The 22,316-nt window shown below is 62.4% G+C and carries 23 protein-coding genes and 1 pseudogene; 13 read left to right on the top strand and 11 right to left on the bottom strand.

Annotated elements, in window-relative coordinates; genetic code table 11:
• The first annotated feature begins 30 nt into the window (after window positions 1–30).
• Window positions 31–2,109: a type IIA DNA topoisomerase subunit B gene (locus Q0X61_RS05815; RefSeq protein WP_297741243.1), complete on the top strand. Its 2,079-nt coding sequence runs from the start codon at window positions 31–33 to the stop codon at window positions 2,107–2,109.
• 16 nt (window positions 2,110–2,125) lie between these two features.
• Here the strand turns inward: Q0X61_RS05815 and Q0X61_RS05810 are convergent, their stop codons facing one another.
• From Q0X61_RS05810 to Q0X61_RS05780, 7 genes and pseudogenes are all read right to left on the bottom strand, one after another.
• Entirely contained in the window at window positions 2,126–4,375 is a 2,250-nt protein-coding gene (locus Q0X61_RS05810) for a glycoside hydrolase family 3 C-terminal domain-containing protein (RefSeq protein ID WP_297741240.1), read from the bottom strand.
• 4 nt (window positions 4,376–4,379) lie between these two features.
• Window positions 4,380–5,267: a carbohydrate ABC transporter permease gene (locus tag Q0X61_RS05805; protein WP_367270710.1), complete on the bottom strand. Its 888-nt coding sequence runs from the start codon at window positions 5,265–5,267 to the stop codon at window positions 4,380–4,382.
• On the bottom strand, window positions 5,264–6,208 hold the full coding sequence (locus tag Q0X61_RS05800) for a carbohydrate ABC transporter permease (RefSeq protein ID WP_297741239.1): 945 nt from the start codon (window positions 6,206–6,208) through the stop codon (window positions 5,264–5,266). The genes Q0X61_RS05805 and Q0X61_RS05800 overlap by 4 nt, the downstream gene beginning before the upstream one ends.
• 67 nt (window positions 6,209–6,275) lie before the next feature.
• Window positions 6,276–7,631, bottom strand: a complete 1,356-nt coding sequence (locus Q0X61_RS05795) for an ABC transporter substrate-binding protein (RefSeq protein WP_297741237.1) — start codon at window positions 7,629–7,631, stop codon at window positions 6,276–6,278.
• Between the two features lie 232 nt (window positions 7,632–7,863).
• Window positions 7,864–8,262 (bottom strand): beta-class carbonic anhydrase, encoded by a 399-nt coding sequence (locus tag Q0X61_RS05790; protein WP_367270713.1) that lies wholly within the window; start codon window positions 8,260–8,262, stop codon window positions 7,864–7,866.
• 39 nt (window positions 8,263–8,301) lie between these two features.
• Window positions 8,302–10,810: pseudogene (locus tag Q0X61_RS05785) on the bottom strand (DNA topoisomerase (ATP-hydrolyzing) subunit A); the annotation flags it as partial.
• 9 nt (window positions 10,811–10,819) lie between these two features.
• Window positions 10,820–11,854, bottom strand: a complete 1,035-nt coding sequence (locus tag Q0X61_RS05780; RefSeq protein WP_297741233.1) for an App1 family protein — start codon at window positions 11,852–11,854, stop codon at window positions 10,820–10,822.
• On the opposite strand from Q0X61_RS05780, the gene Q0X61_RS05775 reads away from it, so the two are divergent.
• Genes Q0X61_RS05775 through Q0X61_RS05760 form a run of 4 tightly spaced genes read left to right on the top strand, consistent with a single transcriptional unit; the run spans window position 11,853 to window position 15,481 of the window.
• Window positions 11,853–12,473, top strand: coding sequence for a DUF5998 family protein (locus Q0X61_RS05775; RefSeq protein WP_297741231.1), 621 nt, complete (start codon window positions 11,853–11,855; stop codon window positions 12,471–12,473). The two genes, Q0X61_RS05780 and Q0X61_RS05775, sit on opposite strands and share 2 nt — an antisense overlap.
• Window positions 12,470–13,588, top strand: coding sequence for an alkaline phosphatase family protein (locus tag Q0X61_RS05770; protein ID WP_297741229.1), 1,119 nt, complete (start codon window positions 12,470–12,472; stop codon window positions 13,586–13,588). The genes Q0X61_RS05775 and Q0X61_RS05770 overlap by 4 nt, the downstream gene beginning before the upstream one ends.
• Window positions 13,585–14,829 (top strand): glycosyltransferase, encoded by a 1,245-nt coding sequence (locus Q0X61_RS05765; protein ID WP_297741228.1) that lies wholly within the window; start codon window positions 13,585–13,587, stop codon window positions 14,827–14,829. The genes Q0X61_RS05770 and Q0X61_RS05765 overlap by 4 nt, the downstream gene beginning before the upstream one ends.
• A complete protein-coding gene (locus Q0X61_RS05760) occupies window positions 14,822–15,481 on the top strand; it encodes a thymidine kinase (protein ID WP_297741226.1) in 660 nt (219 codons plus the stop codon). The genes Q0X61_RS05765 and Q0X61_RS05760 overlap by 8 nt, the downstream gene beginning before the upstream one ends.
• A 13-nt stretch (window positions 15,482–15,494) precedes the next feature.
• Here Q0X61_RS05760 and sepH read toward each other — a convergent pair whose 3' ends face one another.
• The gene (gene sepH, locus Q0X61_RS05755) at window positions 15,495–16,493 is read right to left on the bottom strand and encodes a septation protein SepH (protein WP_367270709.1); all 999 of its coding nucleotides are present in this window, start codon (window positions 16,491–16,493) and stop codon (window positions 15,495–15,497) included.
• 64 nt (window positions 16,494–16,557) lie between these two features.
• Between sepH and Q0X61_RS05750 the strand changes: the two genes are divergently transcribed.
• Window positions 16,558–16,854: a DUF4193 domain-containing protein gene (locus tag Q0X61_RS05750; RefSeq protein WP_297741223.1), complete on the top strand. Its 297-nt coding sequence runs from the start codon at window positions 16,558–16,560 to the stop codon at window positions 16,852–16,854.
• A gap of 54 nt (window positions 16,855–16,908) precedes the next feature.
• On the opposite strand, the gene Q0X61_RS05745 is transcribed toward Q0X61_RS05750, so the two are convergent.
• Window positions 16,909–17,229 (bottom strand): DUF4235 domain-containing protein, encoded by a 321-nt coding sequence (locus Q0X61_RS05745; RefSeq protein WP_297741221.1) that lies wholly within the window; start codon window positions 17,227–17,229, stop codon window positions 16,909–16,911.
• 50 nt (window positions 17,230–17,279) lie between these two features.
• Between Q0X61_RS05745 and Q0X61_RS05740 the strand changes: the two genes are divergently transcribed.
• From Q0X61_RS05740 to Q0X61_RS05725, 4 genes are read left to right on the top strand one after another with little or no spacing between them, the layout of a single operon-like run.
• Window positions 17,280–17,708, top strand: coding sequence for a DUF3093 domain-containing protein (locus Q0X61_RS05740; protein ID WP_297741219.1), 429 nt, complete (start codon window positions 17,280–17,282; stop codon window positions 17,706–17,708).
• The gene (gene dut, locus Q0X61_RS05735) at window positions 17,708–18,145 is read left to right on the top strand and encodes a dUTP diphosphatase (RefSeq protein ID WP_297741217.1); all 438 of its coding nucleotides are present in this window, start codon (window positions 17,708–17,710) and stop codon (window positions 18,143–18,145) included. Before Q0X61_RS05740 ends, dut begins: the two co-directional genes overlap by 1 nt.
• Window positions 18,146–18,913, top strand: coding sequence for a DUF3710 domain-containing protein (locus tag Q0X61_RS05730; protein ID WP_297741216.1), 768 nt, complete (start codon window positions 18,146–18,148; stop codon window positions 18,911–18,913).
• Between the two features lie 2 nt (window positions 18,914–18,915).
• On the top strand, window positions 18,916–19,263 hold the full coding sequence (locus tag Q0X61_RS05725) for a hypothetical protein (RefSeq protein WP_297741214.1): 348 nt from the start codon (window positions 18,916–18,918) through the stop codon (window positions 19,261–19,263).
• On the opposite strand, the gene Q0X61_RS05720 is transcribed toward Q0X61_RS05725, so the two are convergent.
• Window positions 19,224–19,943 carry a TrkA family potassium uptake protein gene (locus Q0X61_RS05720; RefSeq protein ID WP_297741212.1) on the bottom strand — a complete coding sequence of 240 codons (720 nt, stop codon included), beginning with the start codon at window positions 19,941–19,943 and terminating at the stop codon, window positions 19,224–19,226. The genes Q0X61_RS05725 and Q0X61_RS05720 overlap by 40 nt on opposite strands.
• Window positions 19,940–20,608: a TrkA family potassium uptake protein gene (locus Q0X61_RS05715; RefSeq protein WP_297741210.1), complete on the bottom strand. Its 669-nt coding sequence runs from the start codon at window positions 20,606–20,608 to the stop codon at window positions 19,940–19,942. The genes Q0X61_RS05720 and Q0X61_RS05715 overlap by 4 nt, the downstream gene beginning before the upstream one ends.
• A gap of 48 nt (window positions 20,609–20,656) precedes the next feature.
• Here Q0X61_RS05715 and Q0X61_RS05710 point away from each other — a divergent pair, with 48 nt between their 5' ends.
• The 3 genes from Q0X61_RS05710 to Q0X61_RS05700 all read left to right on the top strand — a co-directional run.
• On the top strand, window positions 20,657–21,769 hold the full coding sequence (locus Q0X61_RS05710) for a class I SAM-dependent RNA methyltransferase (protein ID WP_297741209.1): 1,113 nt from the start codon (window positions 20,657–20,659) through the stop codon (window positions 21,767–21,769).
• A gap of 83 nt (window positions 21,770–21,852) precedes the next feature.
• Window positions 21,853–22,113 (top strand): type II toxin-antitoxin system Phd/YefM family antitoxin, encoded by a 261-nt coding sequence (locus Q0X61_RS05705; protein WP_297741207.1) that lies wholly within the window; start codon window positions 21,853–21,855, stop codon window positions 22,111–22,113.
• A 2-nt stretch (window positions 22,114–22,115) separates the two neighbouring features.
• On the top strand, window positions 22,116–22,316 hold a 201-nt coding region (locus tag Q0X61_RS05700; RefSeq protein ID WP_297741205.1), incomplete at its 3' end, for a Txe/YoeB family addiction module toxin.

The following is a 22,316-nucleotide window of genomic DNA, read 5'->3' as shown; positions in this document are numbered from 1 at the left end:
AAGTCGCAACACCACGGATAGGGTGAGTCGGTGCAGGTTTCTCAGAGAACACAACAGCATTCGCGCGACTACGAGGCGAAGAACCTTCTTGTGCTCGAGGGGCTCGAGGCTGTTCGTAAGCGTCCGGCCATGTACATCGGTTCGACGGACACCCGCGGCCTCATGCATTGCCTGTGGGAGATCATCGATAACGCCGTCGACGAGGCACTCGCGGGCTACGGTGATCGCGTCCAGATTAAACTCGAACGCGACGGTTCCATCGTCGTGCACGACACGGCGCGTGGCATCCCCGTCGATACCGAACCAAAGACAGGCTTGAGTGGCGTCGAGGTGGTGTTCACCCGTCTGCATGCTGGCGGCAAGTTCGGGAACTCGTCGTACAACGCCACGGGCGGCCTTCACGGCGTCGGCGCATCCGTGGTGAACGCGTTGGCGTCCAGGCTTGACGTACAGGTCGATAGGGGAGGCGCAACCTGGGAGATGAGCTTTCAGCGTGGCGTTCCAGGCTCCTTCGATGGCGATGGGCCGAACGCACCCTTCACACCTGCCAGTGGCCTTCGTAAGGTTGGCAAGGTAGCTAAATCGAAGACGGGCACGCGGGTACGGTACTGGCCGGACCGCCAGATCTTTCTCGCAGACGCGGAACTCAACGTCGATCACCTTCGTGACCGAGCCCGCCAGACAGCATTCCTGGTACCCGGGCTGGAGCTCACCGTCGAAGACCACCGCACGGATGAAGCCACCCACGAGAGCTTCCTATTCGCTGGCGGCATCACCGAGTTCGCTGACTACCTCGCCCCGGATGCGGCCCTCACCGAGGTGTTGCGCCTACAAGGTCGCGATACGTTCACCGAGACAGTACCGATCCTCGACGAGAATGGCGCCATGACCCCCACCGACGTCGAACGCGACCTCGATGTCGACATCGCCGTGCGGTGGGGCACTGGGTATGACACCAAGCTCAAGTCGTTCGTGAACATCATCGCCACGCCGAAGGGCGGCACGCACGTGTCTGGCTTTGAGCGCGGCCTCACGCGCGCCTTCACCAAGTCGTTGGAGGGCACTCGCATTCTCAAAGCGGGCGAGGAGGTAGTGAAGGACGACTGCCTGGAGGGCCTCACCGCAGTAGTCACCGTGCGTCTGGCTGAGCCGCAGTTCGAAGGCCAGACGAAGGAAGTGTTGGGCACGCCGCCCGTGTCTCGACTCGTGGCGAAGATCGTCGAGCGCGAGTTCTCCGAGTTCCTGCAATCGACGAAGCCAGCAACCCGCACCGTCGCCCGGCAGCTCATGGAGAAAGTGGTCAACGCGTCTAGAACGCGCGTGGCCGCCCGAGCCCACAAGGAAAACCAGCGACGCAAAACGGCGCTCGAGTCGTCGTCGATGCCACCGAAACTGAAGGACTGCCGCAGCACCGATGTGGAAGCTACAGAGCTGTTCATTGTGGAGGGAGACTCCGCGCTGGGCACCGCCAACGTCGCACGAGATTCCGAGTATCAGGCACTGTTGCCTATCCGCGGCAAGATCCTCAACGTGCAGAAGGCCTCCGTTGGCGATATGCTGAAGAACGCCGAGTGCGCGTCGATCATCCAGGTGGTGGGCGCGGGGTCGGGGCGCTCGTTCGATCTCGACAGCATCCGCTATGGCAAGGTCATTTTCATGGCCGACGCCGACTCCGACGGCGCCCATATCCGCACGCTCTTGGCGACGCTGTTCTTCCGGTACATGCGCCCCATGGTGGAGGCAGGCAGGGTGTACTCTGCAGTTCCTCCGCTACATCGATTTGAGCTCGTGCGGCCGAAACGCGGCTACGACAAGTACATCTACACCTACACAGAGCAGGAATACCAGCGCAAGCTCGCTGAACTTACAAAGAAGGGCCAGGCGTTCAAGGAACCGCAGCGCTACAAGGGCCTCGGCGAGATGGACGCGTCGCAGCTCAAGGAAACCACGATGGATCCTCGCCACCGCACGCTACGCCGCATCACCGTCGACGACATGGAAGCAGCCGAACGCGTGTTCGAGATGCTCATGGGCAACGACGTCGCACCCCGCAAGGAGTTCATCGTTGACAACGCCTACATGCTTGATCAGGAACGGATCGACGCGTGAAGTGTCGTGACAGGGCTCAGCGGGCGTCTGCGCCGCCACCTCGGTGTTGATTTGCGCGCGTGAGCAAGTCGGTGAGTCCCGCCCTGTCGAGACCGAAGATGTTGAAGTCGACGAAGGTGATCGCAGGAATGTCGGGAGCCTGGGCCTGGAATTGCGCAGGCTGCGCCTGGATCACCGTGCGGATTTCGTCGCCGATCACCGGATCCGCCATCAACTCTGCGATGGTAGACATCGGCGTCAACGGTTGGAGAAGTTCATCGCCGGTGAGGGTCACCGTCGTACTCGCCTCGATATGGCGCGAGCTTGTGCCCACATGCAGCTCGACCTCTCCGCCTTCCACCACCCAACGCTGGAGCGGCGAGTGCCAAAATGCGAAGTCACGACCACGTAGTGGCAGCTCGACGATGCGCTCCTCGCCCGGATCAAGATGCGCCTTCGCGAAGGCGCGGAGTTGTTTGGGCGGGCAAGCCACTGTCGTGGATACCTCACCCACGTACAGCTGTATCACCTCGGCGCCTCGGACGGAGCCGGTGTTGGTGATGCGAACCCGTACCCGCCCTTCGGTAGCGCTACCGACGCCCTCGATGTGCACGTCTATGAGCTCCACGTCGAAGGTCGTGTAGCTCATCCCGAACCCGAACGGGTACGCCACCGAGTTCCCCCGGTAATCGTGGCCGCGATGGCCCACGAACACGCCCTCGGCATACCGAGAATGCCCGAGCTCGCCGGGGAATGACAAGTACGACGGTGAGTCCTGGAGCCGCTCGGGGATCGTCTCAGTGAGCTTGCCCGACGGACACACGTCGCCGAACAGCACATCGACGACGCCGTCTGCCATAGCTTGTCCGCCCAGCCAGGCTTCGAGAATGCTCGGCGACTGGGCGCGCCAAGGGCTGATGGTGACGACGCTGCCGTTAGCGAGCACCGTCACCACGCGGGGGTTCGCTGCGGCGACGGCTTCGAGCAACGCGATCTGATCAGCGGGCAGATCGATCGTGTCCCGATCGTAGCCTTCTGATTCGGCGGTTGGAGTCAGGCCGAGGAACAGCACGGCCACGTCGGCGCTTGCGGCCGCAGCAACGGCCTCAGCGACGAGTGACTCGTCGGATTCCTGGTTGATGCGGTAGCCGGGTGCGAACACTGCGGGGATGCCACGGGCGGCGAGGGTGTCGAATACGTTCGACACCTGCCGAGCGGTCACCTGGGCTGCCCCAGCGCCTTGATAACGCGGGGTGCGGGCAAACTCTCCGATGATGGCCAGATTCTGCCCGGCTCGCAGCGGGAGCAAGGGAGAGCCACCGTTCACGGGCTCGTTGCGCAACAGTACGCAGCCGGTTGCGGCAGCTCGTCGGCCCAACTGGTGGTGGGCGTCGAAATCCACGGAATCCGTCACATCGGCATGCCGGAGGGCTGCAATGAGTTCCAGCATGCGTCGGGCAGATGCCTCCACGACCGACGCGTCCAGCTCGCCTCGCTCAATAGCGTCCAGTACCTCCCGCTCGGTGCAGCCACCGCTGTACGGCATCTCCAAATCGAGGCCGGCGCGCAACGTGGCGACGCGGTCGAACACGGCGCCCCAGTCAGAGACCACCACGCCGTCGAATCCCCACTCATCGCGCAGCACGTCAGTGAGGAGCTCACGGCTCTCGCCCGCGTAGGTACCATTGACGCGGTTGTAGGAGCTCATGATGCAGCGCGGATGGCCGCCCGCGATGGCTTCACCGAAGGACGCGAGGTAGATCTCCCGCAGTGCACGATCATCCACGTCGGCGCTGATACGAAGCCGGTCTGTTTCCTGATTGTTGGCAACGAAATGCTTGAGGCAGGCAGCGACACCGCGAGACTGGATACCGCGAATCATGGCGGCGGCGATGCGCCCCGACAGCAGCGGATCCTCGGAGTAGTACTCGAAGTTGCGTCCACACCGAGGGTCGCGTTTGATATTGGCCCCGGGGCCGAGCACGACGCTCACCTGCTCTCGTGCAGCCTCGGCGCCTAAGGCTGCCCCGACTTCCTCGACGAGCGCCTCGTCCCATGTCGATGCGAGCGACGCGGGCGTGGGGAAACACGTGGCGGGGCGTGCGGCATTCAGTCCGAGATGGTCTGCGGCGTCAGCCTGTTTCCGCAAGCCGTGCGGGCCGTCGGCGAGCATCATGGCCTCGACGCCAACGTCGGGGAAGGCCTTGGTGTGCCAGTAGTCCGCCCCGGTCAAGAGAGCCACCTTGTCGGCGAGAGTGAGCGTGGCGAGGATCTCGTCGATCGTCATGTGGTCAGCCCTTGACTGCGCCGGCGGCAAGTCCCGCCTGCCAGTACCGCTGCAACGTCAGGAACAAGATGATGAGCGGTACGACGCCAAGCAGCGCGCCCAGCATGACCGCGCCCTTGTCGGGAGCGAAGTAGCTCATCATGCCGTAGAGGCCGAGCGTGACCGGCTTCAGCTCGGGCTTGGAAATCATCATCAACGGCAACATGAAGTTGTTCCACGTGTTCACGAAGATGAACAGGAAGATCGTCACCATGGCAGGTGCCAGGAGGCGCAGAACGATCGTGAAGAAGATGCGGAACTCGCTCAGTCCGTCGAGGCGTGCGGCCTCGAGGAGCTCGTCGGGAACGGACGCCTCCGCATACACCATGCCGAGGAACACACCGAACGGAAGCACGGAGCACGGGATGATGATCGCCCACACGGTGTCGGTGAGCCCCAAGCCGTGGAACACGGTGTACATCGGGATCGTGAGGATCGAAACGGGGATGAGTAGCCCCGCGGAGATGGTGCCCATCATGATGCGCCGGCCGGGGTATCGGAACTTTGTGGCCGAGTAGCCCGCCATCACGGAGATGAGGCAGCCTAGCGTGGCCGCTGACAGGGAGTAGAAGATGGAGTTTCCAACCCAGCGCCAGAACATGCCGCCGGTCCAAGACAGGAGGCTCTCGTAGTTGCGGGCCAGGTTCATGTCGGCGAACCAGAAGCCAAACGACGTCGCCAGGTCATTGTTGGTTTTCGTAGCAGCCATGACGAGCCAGACCACCGGCAGTAGGAAATACAAGGCTGCGAACACGAGGATGATCCAGGTGATCGTCTTCGCTGTTGGCGTCGGACGCAGGGCGGGGGGAATGTCGTGGCGCTTCGCAGAGCGCTTGGCGGTTGCAGTAGTCACTTCGTCACCTTTCGTTGCACGCTCCAGTAGACGAAGGCCATCACGCCCGCTACCGCTGCCATCATTACCGAGATCGCGGAGGCGTGGCCGTTACCCGACGGGGAAAGGCCGCCCGTCATGGTGTTGTAGGCCATCATCATGGGGGTGTAGGCCTTGCCCATCCACGGGTTCACCGTCTCCATGACGACGGGTTCGTTGAACAGCTGTACCGTGCCGATGATCGACATGAGCACCGAAAGCAAAATAGCGTTGCCCATGATGGGAATCTTGATGCGCGTGGCAATCTGCCATTCCTTCGCCCCGTCGATGCGCGCTGCCTCGTACAGTTCATGAGGAATGGCTTGTAGCGCGGCCAGGAAGATGAGCATGTTGTAGCCGGTGTACGTCCATGTCGTCATGTTGGCCATGGAGGCCAAGACGACGTCGGGCGCCATAAAGTTCACCCACGACGGCAGGTAGCGCATGATCGGGGAAAGCTCTGGCGTGTAGAGGTAGAGCCAGAGCATTGCCGCCACGATGCCCGGAATCGCGAAGGGCAGGAAATACGAGATACGGAAGAAGCCCGGGCGGCGGACCACAATCGAGTCGAGCAGCAGCGCGAGGAGCATCGCGCCGAGGGTCATCACCGGAATCTGGAAGAGTGCGTAGGCGCCCACCCTGGTGATACCCGTCCAGAAGGCCTCATTCGTCGCAGCCCATTGCAGGTTGGCCAATCCGACGAATTTCTCGGCCATCTCGCCTCCGCCGAAGAGTCCGCCACCAGTGGACTCCATGCGATAGAGCGACGACCGAATCGCCGTGATCATAGGAACCAGCAGCACGAACGCAAACAGGATTGCGAACGGGGCCATGAAACCCCAACCGGCAATGATTTCGGATCGGCGGATTCGGCTCATGCGACGGTGCTGGCGCCGTGGCTGCGTAACGGTGTCGGAACTCATAGGGATGTCCTCAATGAGGGGTTGGGCGCGAGGCGGGTGTGTGCCTCACGCCCAACCGAAGGGGGAATTAGCCTTCCTTGACAGGCAGGCCAAGGTTCTTCAACGTGTCCATGCCCGTCTTCTGGGCGGTGTCGAAGATGTCGGTCATCTTCTTCGCGCCAGTGCCGACCTCGTCGGCGGTCTGGTTCATAGTGGACAGTGTGGAGAATCCGGGAGCGTAGCCGAAGTCTATGGCGAGGTTCTCCGATGCGGTCTTCATTTCAGCCAACACGTCCTGTCCGCCAAACTGCTTCTTCATCTTCTCGGGGGTTGCAACGGTATTGGTGCTCGCGGTCACGATCCCCTGAGTAGCCAGATCATCAGTCTGGGTGTTGAACCAGTCGATGAACTCCATGGCCTCGGCCGGGTACTTGCAGTCCTTCATGACGCTGAGCCCGGAGCCCCCGTCGGGACCGGTGACCTTGCCTGCGCCGAAGTCCATCAGCTGTGCAACGCGCCACTTGCCTTCATGCGCAGTGCCGTCGAGGGGGTCAAGAATGAAGCCAGCCTCCCACGCTGCACCAATATGGCCGATGAGTTGGCCGTCCACGAGGGCCTTGGTGAAACCATCGCCCCAGCGCTGAGTGACGAGCGTGGTCTTGTCGTCGAGCATCTTCTGCCAGAAATCAGCGACGGCCTCGGAGCCCTTTCCGTTCGCGGAGACGACCCACTGGTCGTTTTCTGCGGAGAACCACGAGTCGCCGGCGGCTGCGGACTGCGCCGAGAGCCAGTTTTGGGCTTCATCAGGGGTGAAGGCAGAGATGTACTTGCCTTGTTCCTTCGCCTTGGCGGCAGCTTCCTGGAATCCTGCTAGGTCGGTGGGAACGTCGATGCCGAGTTCCTTGAAGGCGTCTTCGTTGTAGAAGTACACCAGCGGGCCGACGTCCTGGGGCAGGCCAGTCATCGTGCCGCCCACGCTCATGAGGTTGTATGCGCCCTCGGTGTAGTTGGCCTTGTACTTTTCGGCTTCCTGGGTGACGTCAGCCAACATGCCCTTCACATATAGTTCCGGCACTTCGGCATAGCCGGTGAACGCGATGCAGGGGGCGTTGCCGGCCTTGAAGTCGGACTCGAGGCGCACGATCATCTCGGCTGCCTTGCTGTCGAACTTGGTAGCCTTAACCTGGACGTCGGGGTGTTCCTTGTTCCACTTCTCGACGATCTCCGATACTGGAGTCATGCCCTCACCGTCGGGGAGGCGGTGCATGAAGTCGAGTTCGATCTTCTCGCCCGGTTTCTTGGACTGCGCGGCCGAGCCGCTTCCGGTCTCACCAGGTTTGGTGCCTTCGCTACCTCCGTCACCGCCACATGCGGTGAGGCTCAATGCCAGTGCGGTGGCCATCGTGCAGCCAACCAACCAGGGGCTTCGATGTTTCATACTCATGAAGGGATCTCCTCTTTGAGAGTGCAATTGCTCTTGATTGAAAGCAATAAGTACTGTACCTGAACATTTTGGGCTGCCGGGAGATAGGCCCTCCTTGTTCCCGAAACGTTATCGAAGGTCGGCGAGTAGTTCGCTTTGGTGGTTGAGTAGCGAGCGCGTTTCTACGCAGGTGGTTGAGTAGCGGCCGCGGGCCGCGTATCGAAACCTGGGCAGTGGTTATCGCCTAGCCAAACTACAGGAGCTGCTCGAGGAAGCCGTTGTCAACGTCGTACATGAAACCGCCCACCTCAACACGATCTTTGAGCAATGGATGGTTGCGCAAGGTGGCCACGTCGGAGTTCAGGCGCGTGAGTTGGTCGGGGCTTGCGCCGAAGGTGACCCACGTGGTGTCGAGTCCGCTGCGTTCGGTGATGAGTTCGCGGATGTTGGCGTCGGTGCCGGAGGCCATGGCGCACTTCGTGTGCGGCATGACGAGGATGCGCTCGACGCCCAGCAGGTGCACTCCGAGGATGCAGCCCTGCAGCATGGTCTCACTCAGGATCCCGCCGGGGGAGCGCAGGATCTTGGCGTCGCCGTGTGTGAGCCCGATCACGTCGAGCGGATCGATACGCGAATCCATGCAGGTGAGCATGAGCACACCTGCTCTTGCAATACCATCGAAGCCGGCATGCGGGAACGATTCGGCGTAGCGGCGGTTAGATTCCAACAGGTCATCAAAGCTCACCTGATGGAGGCTACTCCTTTTCAGTGGCGGTGGACAGACGTCCCGCGATTTTGACGACGGGCTGGGTAAGCGGTGTGCCCGAACCGTCGCGCCTGGCATGGCTCTCGGGCAACACGACGGGGCTGCCCGATGCGGCGGTTGCCATCATCGGGGCGCCACCGATGCCGGCTGCGGTCAACGCGTCCTCGCCCTTTAAGAAACGGTGGCAGCGTACGCCGCCGGTGGCACGGCCCTTCGTCGGATACTCGGCCAGGGGTGTGATCTTCGCGGATCCAGCCTCAGTACCGGGCAGGGACTCAGACGAACCCGACACGGTCACGACTTCGTCGCTTTCTGGGTCGGCCACCCCAAACCAGATCACCGACGCGTCCTTGCTCAATTTGATTCCCGCGACGCCGCCGCCGGTTCGTCCCTGTGGACGAACCAAATCGGCCTTGAAATGGAGTAGCTGGGCGTCGGAGGTGATGAAGGCCAGGTTGCAGTGCTCGTCGACGAGCTCCTGCGCGCCAACCACTTCGTCGCCGTCTGCGAGTCGAATCACTTCCCACGAATCCCTAGCAAGGTAGTCGGGCCGTACCCGCTTGACCACGCCGTCGCGAGTGCCAAGCGCGATGCCGAGCGAATCATCTGCCAGCGACACCACTCCCAGGATGCGCTCGCCCTTATCGAGCTGCCACAGCTCCTCGACGGGGGAGCCGCCCTGCAGATTGGGGGCCTGCATCGAGACGGGCACGGTGGGCAGTTCGATGGCCTCCGCGCGGATGCATCGCCCGGTGTTCGTAATCACGCCGAACTGGCCCTTGGCAGTGGTGATGCACGACGAAATGATCACGTCGTGTGCGGCACGCCCCGTCGCACTCGGCAGATCGACGGCATCAACGCGGGCGATCAGTCCAGAACCGCTCAGCAGGATCCGGCAGGGCACGTCTTGAATCTCGAGTGGGGTGGCAGCCTTCGACGACGAACCCGCGCCAGCTAGCAACACCGTGCGTCGCGGAGTGCCGTATTCCTTGGCGATCTCGTCGAGCTCGCCGATGAGTACTCGGTCGCGCTCCGTGGGGTCGTCAAGGATGGCTTGGAGCTGCGTGATCTTGGCGCGCAGATCCTTCGCTTCTTTCTCGAGCTCGAGTGTTGAGAACTTAGTCAGGCGGCGCAGCTGCATCTCGAGGATGTAATTCGCCTGCGGCTCGGTCAACTCAAAGGCGCCCATGAGACGCTCGCGGGCTTCGGCGACGTCGTCGGAGCTGCGGATGATGGCGATCACGTCGTCGATGTCGAGGATGGCGATCATGAGCCCCTCGACTAGGTGCAGGCGATCCTGGGCCTTGCCAAGACGGTGTGCAGTGCGGCGGTCGATCACCTGCCGGCGATGCTCAAGATACACCTCGAGCATCTCTTTCAGCGTCATAGTGCGCGGCTGGCCATCCACCAACGCAACGCTATTGATGGCGAAGGTGTCTTGGAGTTTCGTCTGCTTGTAGAGTTGTTCGAGCAGTCCTTCGGGATTGATGCCGTTCTTCACCTCGATCACGAGGCGGGTGCCGCGCTCCAGGTCGCTGAGATCCTTGACGTCGTGAATGCCCGTGAGTTTCTTCGAGCCGACGGCTTTCTTAATCTGCTCGATAATGCGTTCCGGGCCCACCATGTACGGCAGCTCGGTGACAACGATGCCCTGACGTCGCGGCCCCACCTTCTCGATGCGGGTGGTAGCGCGCACCTTCACGCTGCCGCGACCGGTGGCATACGCGTCGCGAACGCCGTCGAGCCCGACGATTTTGCCGCCGGAGGGGAAGTCTGGGCCGGGAATGTGTTGCATGAGCTCATCGAGCGACACCTCCGGGTCACGCACGAGCTGCCGAATCGCACCGACCACCTCGACGAGGTTGTGGGGCGCAATGTTGGTGGCCATGCCGACGGCGATGCCGGACGCGCCGTTGACCAGCAGGTTCGGGATGGCCGACGGTAATACCTCCGGCTCCGATTCCTTGCCGTCGTAGTTGGGGCGAAAGTCGACGGTGGACTCATCAATGCTTTGCGTCATTGCGAGCGCCGGTGGGTCCATGCGGCACTCGGTGTAACGCATGGCGGCGGGGCCGGCATCCAGGGAACCGAAGTTGCCGTGCCCGTCAACGAGCGGGAGCCGCATCGTCCACGGCTGTGCTAGGCGGACGAGTGCATCGTAGATGGCGCCGTCGCCATGGGGGTGCAGCGAGCCCATCACTTGCCCGACGACGCGAGCACACTTCACATGTCCTTTGTCGGGAGTGATGCCCATCTCTCCCATGGAGAAGAGGATGCGGCGCTGCACCGGCTTCAAGCCGTCGCGCGCGTCGGGTAGCGCGCGGGAGTAAATCACCGAATATGCGTATTCCAGGAAGCTCGCTTCCATCTCGGCGGTGACGTCGATGTCGACGATCTGTTCCTCGTCAATGATGTCGTCGTCAGCCTTCGCCACGTTGGCCTCCTAGAAATCGATGATGTCCAACTGCCTCAGCTTATCCGCGAGACCGTCGCCGTCCGGGGCACGAAACTCCGGGGCGATGTGGAGATTCCCACGCGTTTCAGGCCCTTCGATGCGGATACCGTGCGCCAACACGGCCTCGCCGGGGGCGAGTTGGCGGATGGCGCGGGCCAACACGTGAGCCGGCTGCAGTTCAGCGAATTCACCGTACAGGTCTGGATCGTGCTGCCCATCGTCGCCCACCAGCAGCCAGCGAATGTTCGGAAGATCGCGGGCAAGCTCGCGGAGTGCGGAACGCTTATGATCCGTGCCGCTTCGGAACCATCCTGTGTTCGTCGGCCCCCAGTCCGTGAGCAGCATCGGACCAGCCGGGAGCCCGTGGCGTTGCTGGAAACGACGAATCATGGGGAACGTGTTGAACGCGCCGGTCGATACATAAATGATGGGCGCACCCGGATGCGCGGCAAGCAGCTGTTGGTACCAGCGAGCCATACCGGGCACTGCCTGTCTGGCCTGCTCCGTGAGGACGAACGAGTTCCATGCCGCGAGCATCAGGCGGGGCAGCCACGTCGAGATAATTGTGTCGTCGATATCGGAGACGATTCCGAACGTCACTTCCTCACCCACGACGTGCACTTGCGTGAGTGCGGAGGCGCCGTCGGATCCTTCGATGGTGATGGTGTGCCAGCCTGGATCGAGCCCGGGGTTGTCGATGCGCACGTCGATGTAGCCGCCCCGATCAGCGCGGACGGGGATGGCCACGTCGCCGACGCGGATCGTGGCGCGAGCGTCTACCTTGCTCAGCGCGACGAAATTGCGCCAGCCCCGACGGTACAGCACAGCGTTGGCGGCTTGCACGATACCGAGGTCTTTGGGCGGCACGAGCACGATGCGCGCCAGCACCCGGATCATGCTGCTCGAGCCGTATCCCAGATAGGGGCGGATCGCCTCTTGCCAACCACGCCTGCGCATGAAGGAATTGAGCATCTTGTTGAGACGGTCTTCCAACCGGGCTCCGATGAAGGGGCGGTTACGCATGCGCCTAACCTACTGCCTGGCGCACGGTGACGTCGAAGGTGCCTATGATGGTGCGGTGAGTTCCAGCGCTGATCCCATCGCAACGCTGCCGGACCGCCTCCTCGTTGAGGTGGCCGATTGCGGCTTCTACCCAACCATCATTTGTCGAGCTATTGCCGGGGCGGTGGGCGAGCGTCGGGTCACCGCGCATCTCGTGCATCACGAGGCGACGTTCGCGGGTAGCGAGGCTCACCGTCACCTGACGGTCTTGGTGCTCGTCGACGGAGCGTTCGTCATCTGCCATGCCGATGAGGGCGAGTTCGGGCGGGCTATCGTCTCGACGGAAGTAGTGAAATTCGCGGCTATCGACTCGGTGGTCCTCACCCAATCCGTTGCAGATCCAGCCTCCCCTCGCCCCGACCTGGCCGAGGCGTGGCTCACCGTCATTTGGGGCGCGACTAGGCGCATCGATGTCGGCCCCGCTGCCTGCGACAATCCGACGTGCGAAGCCGACCACGGCTACACCGGAGTCGATGCCGCCGACGACTACGTGGTACGCATGAGCCGCGACGCCGACGGGGTTGCGAGCATGCACAAACTGGTCGAGTTCGGAAATCTGCTGCAGGCGGCAGTACGATGACTGACGATTTCGTGCTGCCCCGCTACGACGGCGGGGCGTTGTGCAACGTGTTGCCGAGCGTCGAAGCTCGCCTTGTGGGCGAGCCGCCGATCATCGACGTGCCGCGTGCGAACAAGTACGTCATCGTGATGGTGGATGGGCTCGGTCTGGACGTGATGCACCAATGGGGCAACCACGCGGAGCGATTGCTGTCGTTGGATGAGCAGCCGCTCACGTGTTCCGTGCCGTCCACGACGGCCTGTTCCCTCACGAGCCTCGGCACTGGGCGTCCTCCAGGCAGGCACGGCGTCGTCGGATACACCTTCTTCGATCCGCAGGTGGACGCGGTGGTGAATGCGCTCACCTGGGAACGCGGGCAGGCCGACGTGGAGCTGTTTCGGCAGGAACCCACGGTGTTTCAGCAACTCGCCCAGCAAGGCACGGCCAGCGCGGCCGTGACGCTCGGGCGCTTCGACGGCAGCGCGCTCACCCGGTTAGCGTTCGAGGGCACAGCGTTGCATCCCAGACCGGAGGACGAATCCGACGTGCACGGCACTGTCGCGCTGGTAGAAGAGGCGTTGACTAACCACGACGTCGTGTACTGCTACCAGCGGCTGCTTGACCACGCTGGGCACACGTCGGGGCCAGGGTCGTGGCGGTGGCTGCAGGAGCTGGAGACCGTCGACGACCTCGTCGCGGGCATCGTTGCCCTGGCCGACGACGATGTGTGCGTGCTGGTCACGGGTGACCACGGCATGATTACCGTTCCACCGCACCGCAGGATCGTTGCAGAGCACGAACCGCGTCTGGATGGGTTCCAACGAATCGCCGGCGAAGGACGCTTTCGCCAGCTCTATACCGACGCGCCCGAGTCCCTGGCGGAGGCCTGGCAGGAATTCTTGGGGGAGCGCGCCCATGTGGTGTTGCGAGACGAAGCCGTCGCCGCGGGATGGTTCGGCGAGCAGGTCACACCCGACACCCGCGAGCGCATCGGCGACGTGCTCGTCGCTATGCGAGACGATTGGGCGGTGATGAGCACGCGATTCCCCGACGAGTTTGGCCTGGTTGGTATGCATGGTTCACTAACCCACGCCGAAATGGTGATGCCGCTGCTGTCGCGAGGAGGAACTAAGTGAGACGCTTACGGATCGCACTCCTCTTGGACGACTTTTTCCCCGCCTCAGGCGGTATCGCGCGCTCGATGCAAACCCAGATCGAGGCGCTCACCGAGTTGGGCCACGATGTCACCTTGTTGGCTCCCGCCAAGCACCTGAGCATTCCCGAGCAGTGCCGCACCATCGCCTGCAAGTCGCACTACATCGAAGGGCTTCCGGCGCACCTCAACGTACTGCACTCCTCACGGTGGGCAGCGCGCATGATCCGTGAACGATTCGACATCGTGCACTCCCAAACCGAACGGGGGGCCGTGGTGCTCGGTGCCCGCATCGCTCGTAATCAGGGTGTGCCGCACGTGCACACCTTCCATGCCAACATTGCAGGCACGCACGCGACGCTTCCGTTCTCCGCGATGTGGGGATCGCTGAGCTACGAGTACCTGGTGACGCGAATCCTTGCCGTCGCATCGGGGCGCTCGCCAAGGTTCTACCCGACGTTGCCGCCGGCCACCCCGGAACCAGACAACAACAACTACTTCTCGCGGCTTGACTGGCGCTCGCTTGGCTGGATCGCGGCGCACGTCGACGAGGTGACGAGCCCTGCCGCCTACATGATCACCAACATTGAGAACGCCGTCGGGCAACCCATCGGTGGCGTGCAGATTCCGAACGCGTGCCGAAGAGCCAAGATCGAACCCGTGCCGGCGGCCCAGACGGACCGCGGCGACGTCACGGTGCGTTTTCTCAGCGTTGGACGGCTATCTCGGGAGAAACGCCTCGACGTACTGGTCAAAGCGTTCAACCACGCACGCATCCCCGGCGCTGAGCTCGTGTTCGTGGGTGACGGAGACCAGCGTGAGCGGCTTGAACACTTGGCCGGGCCGGGTGTCATCTTCCGTGGACAGTTGCAAAGCCGAGCTGAGATCGCCAAGGAGTACGCCGAGGCCGACGCGCTCGTGCTCGCATCGTATCGATTTGACGTGCAGCCCATGGTTCTGCTCGAAGCGGGGCTCGCAGGCCTACCCGTGTTGTACTGCGACGATCGCTTGACCACCGGTGTGAGCCCAGAATCGAGCCTGCTGGTACGCCCGGACGCAGTCTCACTCGCCGAGGGGATGCGCCGCCTGGCAGATCCAGACACACGCTCCGCGCTGCGGGCCAATGTGGCTCGCGTGGTGGAGGGGCTCACGCCGGCATCGATGGCGGAGCGCTATGTCGAGGTGTATCGCACGGCAATTGAACGAGGGAGACGCGGTGGCTGAGCTGGTGTTCCACACGGGTCCGATGGACTGCGGCAAGTCGACGCTCGCGCTGCAGATGGATTTCACGCAGTCGCAGCACGGCCGCCAAGGCCGGCTCTTCACTAGGCAAGACCGCTCCGGCAGGCCCGCGGTAACCTCCAGGCTCGGGCTGTCCTCGGAGGCACTCGAAGTAGACGACGAGTTCAATTTCTGGACGTTCGTGATCCGTGAACTCACGCACGCTAAACGCATCGACTACCTCATCTGCGACGAAACCCAGTTTTACACGGCCGACCAGATCGATGAGCTCGCGCGCATCGTCGACGAATTGCAGATCGACGTGTACGCGTTCGGCATCCTGGCTGACTTCCGCACCCGTCTGTTTCCCGGATCGCAGCGCCTGGTTGAGCTCGCCGACCGCATGGAGACGCTGCCACTGGGGCCCTTGTGCTGGTGCGGCAACAAAGGTACCCACAATGCGCGTACCGTCGATGGCAAGATGGTGACCGAGGGATCACAGGTCGAGGTGGGAGACACCGCACAAGGGGGCGAGCATGCGATCCGCTATGAGGTGCTGTGCAGGCTGCACCATCGTCGCAAGGTAACGAAGGCGATGGCGCAGGCCACGTTGTCTCCCGACCCGCTACCGTTTGACAACGACGCCTGGACGTAAGGCTCGGGCGGTGTCAGCCCTTCGGACCACCGAACATGATTTCGTCCCAGCTCGGCACATGGGCGCGCCCGCGGCGTTTGCGGGGTTTCTTCTGCTTGGGCTTCTGAGCTTCGTCTTCTGGGTCATCCACCAGCGATTCTTGTACCGGTTCAGGGACGCTTCGCTGCGTATCGACAGGCTCCTTCGGAGGCGTAGGCTCCGGGGCGGGTTCCTCTTCCTCGACGGTGAGTGGTTGCTCGGTTGGAGTGGCTTCCTCGACGCCGGACGCCTCCTGCGGCGCGGCGGGAGCGTCGGGCTCGATCAAGCCGGTGTAGATGCGCACTGAATCCTCGGAAATGCCGCTCAACATGTCGTAGAGCTCATCGAGCGAGGAGGTATCTTCGTGGCTGTCATGCATCGCATCAGCGACGGGGACATCGTCACCAGGCGATGCGGGCGCCGGCTGACTTGCCTCGCGGGTGGCGCGCAGCAAGGCCAACTCGTCGTCAAAATCGACGGTGTTCTCATCCTGGCCCTCCGCGTCGGGCAGCTCTTCGCCGATCATCCAACGCGCGTCGGCGTTATCTGCGACGCTGAACCGGCGCTTGTGGTCGAAGAGGAACTCTGCGGTGCGGTTGCCGGCTTCGTCGCCGAGGATTCCGATTACCCTCCAGCGCAGGTCTTCCTGGCGCCACGCATCCCACAGGATGGCATCAGCGTCGAGGCCGCGTTGCTGAAGGCGCTCACTCACCAGCTCTCCCAGGCGACGGTGGGCCTGTTCTCCACGGCGGCGAATGGTGGACTTCAAGGCGTTGGACACCATGAATTCGCGCTCAGCGAGCACAGGGCCCGCAAATCCCTCGATCGCGGAAACCTCAACTCCGGCATCGCGTGCGACGTCGCCGACGGATTCACCACCGCGAATGCGGGCCTGGATCTCGCGGGGGGACAGTGCACTGTTCATCGTTGGATTCCTCGGGGTCGAACCTTTCCGGGCCAATCTACCAGCGAAAGCGCAGATCGCCGGGACCATATTCGTGCGCTCCGGCGAGGTGTGGTATCAATATGCGCGAGCTATTACAACGATAAGGACTGCAATGGCAACGGATTACGATGCTCCTCGCAAGACAGATGAGGAGATGCAAGAAGATTCCCTCGAGGAGTTGAAGTCTCGTCGCAACGACCAGAACTCCGGCAAAGTCGACGAAGATGAGGTCGAGGCGGCCGAGTCCTTCGAGCTTCCAGGCGCGGACCTATCGCACGAGGAACTGACGGTTCGCGTGCTTCCGCGCCAGCAAGACGAGTTCACGTGCGCATCGTGCTACCTCGTCAAATCGCGCAGCCAGCTGGCTGAGAGTCGGGGTGAAGAACAGTTCTGCGTCGACTGTGTCTGAATGAAAGCAGTCACAGCCGACGCAGACCGGCGCCCCGGGTGTTGAATACCCTTACTACTTCTTTTTGTTTTTCTGCTTTGCTGCGGCGTCAAGCAGGTTGCGGCGATTGCCGGGGGCACCGTGGCCAGTATTTGACCACCAGCGGCGCTGCACGTAGCGGTTCATCATAATCTGCGTCACGCCCACGCCGAGGCCGCTCGCCGCAGCCCAGACGATCGCCTGAAATCCGGGAGTATCAGGGTCGTTGGGGTCCGGTGGCTCCTCGCCAGTGGACGCCTGCCACGCCATCGTGATGAGTTTCTGCGCAATAAACGTGGCCAGCGCGCCAAGGATGCCTGAGTAGACATTCCAAATTACCTTTTCGGTCAGCTTCATGGTGGTCCTCCTGCGCTCCATTATTACCGACTCAGGGTACATTTGCCGACGTGACCTACCATGAACGTCTCCGAGCTCCCTGGCTGTGGTGGCTCCTCGGTGCGGGCCTCGTCGCATCGGTCATCCTGGCTGTATTCGTCTTCGTCGACCTCTGGCTGGTCATCACCCTCGCAGTGCTGTCGACGCTAGTGGTGGTCCTTGGAATTCTTGGTTTCTCGCTGGTTATCAAGGTCGACGAGCGTGGCCTGGCCGTCGGACGTTACCTCCTCGAGGCGCCGTATGTTGGCCGCGCAGAAATCGTCGACGGGGATGTGCGCGCTGATACCGACGAGCGCAGCTTCATGCTGACCAGGCCGTACGTGCAGCAGAAGGTGCGAGTATGGATTGATGATCCTGCGGATCCGCACCCGGCCTGGCTTATCTCCACCCGTCGCCCGGCCGAGCTCGTGGCAGCGATCCAAGCTGTGAAGGAGCACTGATGGACATTCCTGTTGTTGGCACAGCCCCCACCTATGCCCACCCCGGGGACGCAGGCGCAGACCTGCGAGCCAGTGAAGAGGTATGCCTGGCTCCGGGCGAGCGGCGGCTGGTTGGCACCGGCGTGCAGATCGCGCTGCCGGAAGGCACCGTCGGCATGGTGACGCCTCGCTCCGGGCTGGCAGCCAAGGCAGGGCTCAGCATCGTGAACGCTCCGGGCATCATTGACGCGGGGTACCGGGGGGAGATTAAGGTATGCCTGGTGAACTTGGACCGTCGAGACGACATCCAGATCAGACGGGGTGAGCGCATCGCACAACTAGTGATTGTCCCGTTTGTGACGGCGAATTTCGTTGAAGTGCACGAACTGGATGCCACCGAGCGCGGCGTTCGTGGCTATGGTTCTAGTGGTGGAAGCCAACTGTTGAGTGGAGCGTAAGTGATTTTCGGACGCAAGAAGCGCCAGAGTGCCCAAACGGACGACGAGCGCGTCGACGATGTGAAGGGAGAACTTTCTGCAGACGACGACTCGCACACGAAACCCGAACACAGGGACGATGAGGCCAAGGACCGGCACGCCATGGAGAAGCACGAAGCGCAATGGCTCGCATGGGACGAGGAGTTCGATCGCGAGGACGGCCCCTTCGACATCGACGAGGTCGACCTCCACGCAGACGACATCAAGCGCCTCGACTTGGGCTGCATCGTCGTTACCCCGTTCCCCGATATGAAGATGCAGATCTCGGTCAACAATCAGCAGGTTCCGCAGGCGATTATCGTGCAAGACGAGCATTCCGCCATCGAGGTTGCCCTATTCGGCGCACCGCTGCGCAGCGCCTACGTGCCAGAAATCCGTCGGGAACTCATCGCTGCTGCCAGCCAACAGCAGGGCACTCGCATATCCATGTCGAAGGGGCCATTCGGCACCGAGATCAGGCGCGCTGTGCCTGTGCAGACCCAAGATGGCCGCCAGGGCGTGCAGATTACGCGCACATGGCTCGCCGAGGGACCGTCATGGGTGCTTCGCGGAGTCGTGTTTGGTCAGGCGGCCACCGAGCCGGAGAACGAGGACGTCACCGTCACCCTGGAGGAGTTCTTCGCCAACCTGGTCGTGCGCCGCGGGGAACAGCCCATCGCCCCCGGCACAGTGATTCCTTTCACGCTGCCGGAGATCAGCAACGCTGACGAAACGCAGTCGAAGGAGTAGCCGTGCCGAACTCGCTCGGGACCCGGCTAAAACGCTGGTTCTTGGCGGAACCTGAACGCACTCCAAGGCGCGATGCGTTGGAGTGCGCCCGCATTGCTGATTGCCAGCCTCGCGAACGTGTAGAGATTGGCGGCACTATCACCCAGCACGGTATCAATCTTGTGTACGGCTGGTTTGAAGCCGAGCTCACGGATCCGACGGGCAGCGTCCTATTGATCTGGATGGGGCGGCAGTGTGTCGACTGCCTGCACGACGGGGCAGTGGTGACGGCGCGCGGGCGTCTGGCGAAGCTCGACGATCAGTTGGTGCTCTACAACCCCGAGTTCTCCGTACTGCCCGATAGCGTTTGAGCATTGAGAGTGACGCTCGGCTCTTCGGCGGCAAACTGTTCCTCGAGGTCAGTTTCCGCGTGGTTGGGGGTGAGGAAGAAGAGCTTGTCGCCCAGCTCAAGGCGCTCGTCGATCTTCGGTGCTTGCGCCTTCGCTTTGCGCACCAGCGCAACGACGGCAACCTCGTCGGGGATCGTCAGTTCCCCGATCGCTCGCCCGACGAGGCCGGATTCTTCCGTAATCGTGACCTCTGACAGGTGTGTATCGTCGTCTTGAAAGCTGAAGATGCGCACCAGGTTGCCGGCGCCGACGGCCTCCTCTACGAGCGCGGCCATGAGTCGCGGGGTGGATACGGCGGCGTCAACACCCCAATGCTCGTCAAAGAGCCACTCATTGCCTGGATGGTTCACTCTCGCCACGGTGCGCGGCACGCTGAACTCGGTTTTCGCCAGCAGCGCGTGGACGAGGTTCACCTTATCGTCGCCGGTGGCGGCGATGGCCACGTCGAAGGTGTCGAGTTCGACTTCTTCGAGACTTTCCATCTCGCAGGCATCAGCATGAAGCCAGGTCGCTCCCAGCACCGTGTCCTGCTTAAGCGCCTTGCCGTCGCGTTCGATCAGTGTGACCTGGTGGCCGTTTGCCAGCAGCTCGCGGGCGATGGAACGGCCCACCTGACCCGCGCCAGCGATCGATACCTTCATCGGGTAGCTCCCTTCGGAGGATTGCCGAGCACCATTTCCAACGTTGATGTCTGCTCCACTTCGCAGCACGCGAACACCAGGTCGCCGTCTTGGAAGACCGTCTGCGCAGTCGGCACGATGCCGGTACCCAGTCGCGTGATCACGGGAATAATGCAGCCGGCCGCGTCAGCCAAATCGGAGATCCGGCGATTCACCCAGCCTGGGTGTACATGCACCTGCAGCATGCGCACCTGTCCCGACGGGTCGCGCCACACGGGCTCGGAACCTTCTGGCAGGAGGCGCCGCATCACCATGCCGGTACTCCACCGGACCGGGGCGACCGTCGGAATTCCGAGGCGTTCATACACCTGAGCCCGACCCTGATCGTAGATGCGCGCCACCACGTTTTCGACGTGATAGATCTCCTTGACCACTCGGGCAGCAAGAATGTTGGAGTTGTCACCGCTGGAGACTGCCGCGAAACCGCCGGCGTTGCGAATGCCGGCAGTCTCTAATACTTGGCGGTCGAAGCCGACGCCTTTGACAGTCTGCCCCTTGAACTGGGACCCGAGACGCCCGAACGCCTCTTCTTCGACGTCAATCACGGCGAGTGAGTGGCCTCGGTTCTCGAGGCCTCGGGCGAGCATGGCGCCCGTGCGCCCGCAGCCCATGATCACGATGTGCATGGATACTCCTAGAATCCATTGCACGCTATCAAACCCTGGAGGTAAATCGTGACCGAGATCCAAGCCGACGTGGTGCTGGGTAATGTGGCGCACGGCGGATGGTGTGTGGCCAGAATCGACGGCAAAGTGACGTTCATCTCCGGAGGGCTACCTGGTGAGCGCGTGGATGTGGAGGTCACCGAGCACAGCAAGCGCTTCGACAGGGGACGGGTTACGCGGGTGCTGAATGCCCACGACGAACGTGTGCCAGCGCCGTGCCCCGTCGCGGGAATCTGTGGCGGATGCGATTGGCAGCATGCAAGCCCAGCCTTACAGCTTGATTTGAAACGACGGGTGGTTGCGGAGCAGCTGCAGCGCCTGGCGGGCTTGGAATGGAGTGGGCAGGTGCACGCCGTCACGCCGTTCACGGGTTGGCGTACCAGGATGCAGTACTCAGGCAGTGGTGATGGCCTCGGGCTTCGCGCTCGACGCAGCCATGATGTCGTTGCACTTCCCGACGGTGGATGCCGCATCGCTGCATCTCAGGCGCCGGCGGTGCTGGGGGAGCGCGTCGAGGTAGTCGAAGCCGCGTCTGGACGGGTGGTGCTTGTCGACGGGCACATCGTGGAAGGTGCACCGTCGGTGCAGGAGCGGGCTGCGGGTCGAGATTACACAGTTGACGCCGACGGGTTCTGGCAGATTCACCCCCAGGCTGCGAACACGCTCGTTCATGCAGTGCTGGATGGGTTGAAGCCACAGGCGGGGGAGAGCGCCGTTGATCTCTATTGCGGCGTCGGGCTCTTCGCGGGTGCCCTTGCCGGAGCGGGGTGTGACGTATTGGGGGTGGAGGTCAACAAACGCGCAGTGCTGCACGCACGCCGCAACGTACCGGAAGCCCGGTTTGAGGCGGCCCCCGTAGAACAGTTTCTTCACCGCCTCCCCAAGCGCGCCGACCTCGTCGTGATGGACCCACCCCGCAAGGGCGCAGGAAAGCGAACCGTGCAAGCAGTCGCGAAGTTGCAGCCGCGGCGGGTGGCCTACGTGGCCTGCGACCCGTCGGCCCTAGCGCGAGACCTCAGCTATTTCTCCAACGAGGGCTACGCACCGCAGCGCATCGACGCCTTCGATCTCTTCCCCCAAACCCACCACGTGGAATGCGTCGCCATCCTCGTGCCCGCTTGATCCTGAAAGCCTTCGCAGTCTAGGCCTAATAAACCTCATCGGTGGTACCATAATATTGTACCGGTACTGGAGGAGGTAACGAGATGTCGATTAGTGCTAGCGAAGCCCGACGGACCCTGTTTCCACTCATTGAACGTGTCAACGCGGATCGAGATGCCGTCGAGATTGTGTCCCGCCGGGGGAATGCCGTACTCATGCCGGCTGATCAGTACGCAGCCTGGCAAGAGACTGCATATCTCTTCAGCTCTCCTGCCAACGCCCGACGGTTGCTTGATGCGTACGAACGCGCGCGCTCGGGGAGTGTTGAAAAGCACGAATTAGACCGAACTGAGCGCAGAGCCTGACTGTGCGGTTAGTGTGGGACTCCCATGCCTGGGAGGACTATAAGTACTGGCAGAGGGCTGATCGCAAGATATTGAAGCGTATTAACACGCTGATTGATGCATCCCTGCGTGACCCTTACTCCGGTATAGGTAAACCCGAGCAGTTGAAGTATGGCGCTACGGGTGCCTGGTCCAGACGAATTACGGAGGAGCACCGCTTGGTG

This window comes from uncultured Tessaracoccus sp., assembly GCF_947255005.1.
Classification (GTDB): domain Bacteria; phylum Actinomycetota; class Actinomycetes; order Propionibacteriales; family Propionibacteriaceae; genus Arachnia.
Note: the sequence above shows the minus strand (reverse complement) of the source record. Positions and strands in the feature narration are given on the sequence as shown.

Bases quoted from the DNA above. Each gene is read 5' to 3' on its own strand.
- Q0X61_RS05810 (WP_297741240.1), bottom strand. From the start codon at position 4,375: ATGACGATCGACGAGATCCTCGCCACGCTCACTCTCGCCGACAAGGTG.
- Q0X61_RS05800 (WP_297741239.1), bottom strand. From the start codon at position 6,208: ATGAGTTCCGACACCGTTACGCAGCCACGGCGCCAGCACCGTCGCATG.
- Q0X61_RS05795 (WP_297741237.1), bottom strand. From the start codon at position 7,631: ATGAGTATGAAACATCGAAGCCCCTGGTTGGTTGGCTGCACGATGGCC.
- Q0X61_RS05790 (WP_367270713.1), bottom strand. From the start codon at position 8,262: ATGCTCACCTGCATGGATTCGCGTATCGATCCGCTCGACGTGATCGGG.
- Q0X61_RS05775 (WP_297741231.1), top strand. From the start codon at position 11,853: ATGCGCCTAACCTACTGCCTGGCGCACGGTGACGTCGAAGGTGCCTAT.
- Q0X61_RS05780 (WP_297741233.1), bottom strand. From the start codon at position 11,854: ATGCGTAACCGCCCCTTCATCGGAGCCCGGTTGGAAGACCGTCTCAAC.
- Q0X61_RS05770 (WP_297741229.1), top strand. From the start codon at position 12,470: ATGACTGACGATTTCGTGCTGCCCCGCTACGACGGCGGGGCGTTGTGC.
- sepH (WP_367270709.1), bottom strand. From the start codon at position 16,493: ATGGTCCCGGCGATCTGCGCTTTCGCTGGTAGATTGGCCCGGAAAGGT.
- Q0X61_RS05750 (WP_297741223.1), top strand. From the start codon at position 16,558: ATGGCAACGGATTACGATGCTCCTCGCAAGACAGATGAGGAGATGCAA.
- Q0X61_RS05745 (WP_297741221.1), bottom strand. From the start codon at position 17,229: ATGAAGCTGACCGAAAAGGTAATTTGGAATGTCTACTCAGGCATCCTT.
- dut (WP_297741217.1), top strand. From the start codon at position 17,708: ATGGACATTCCTGTTGTTGGCACAGCCCCCACCTATGCCCACCCCGGG.
- Q0X61_RS05720 (WP_297741212.1), bottom strand. From the start codon at position 19,943: ATGAAGGTATCGATCGCTGGCGCGGGTCAGGTGGGCCGTTCCATCGCC.
- Q0X61_RS05715 (WP_297741210.1), bottom strand. From the start codon at position 20,608: ATGCACATCGTGATCATGGGCTGCGGGCGCACGGGCGCCATGCTCGCC.
- Q0X61_RS05705 (WP_297741207.1), top strand. From the start codon at position 21,853: ATGTCGATTAGTGCTAGCGAAGCCCGACGGACCCTGTTTCCACTCATT.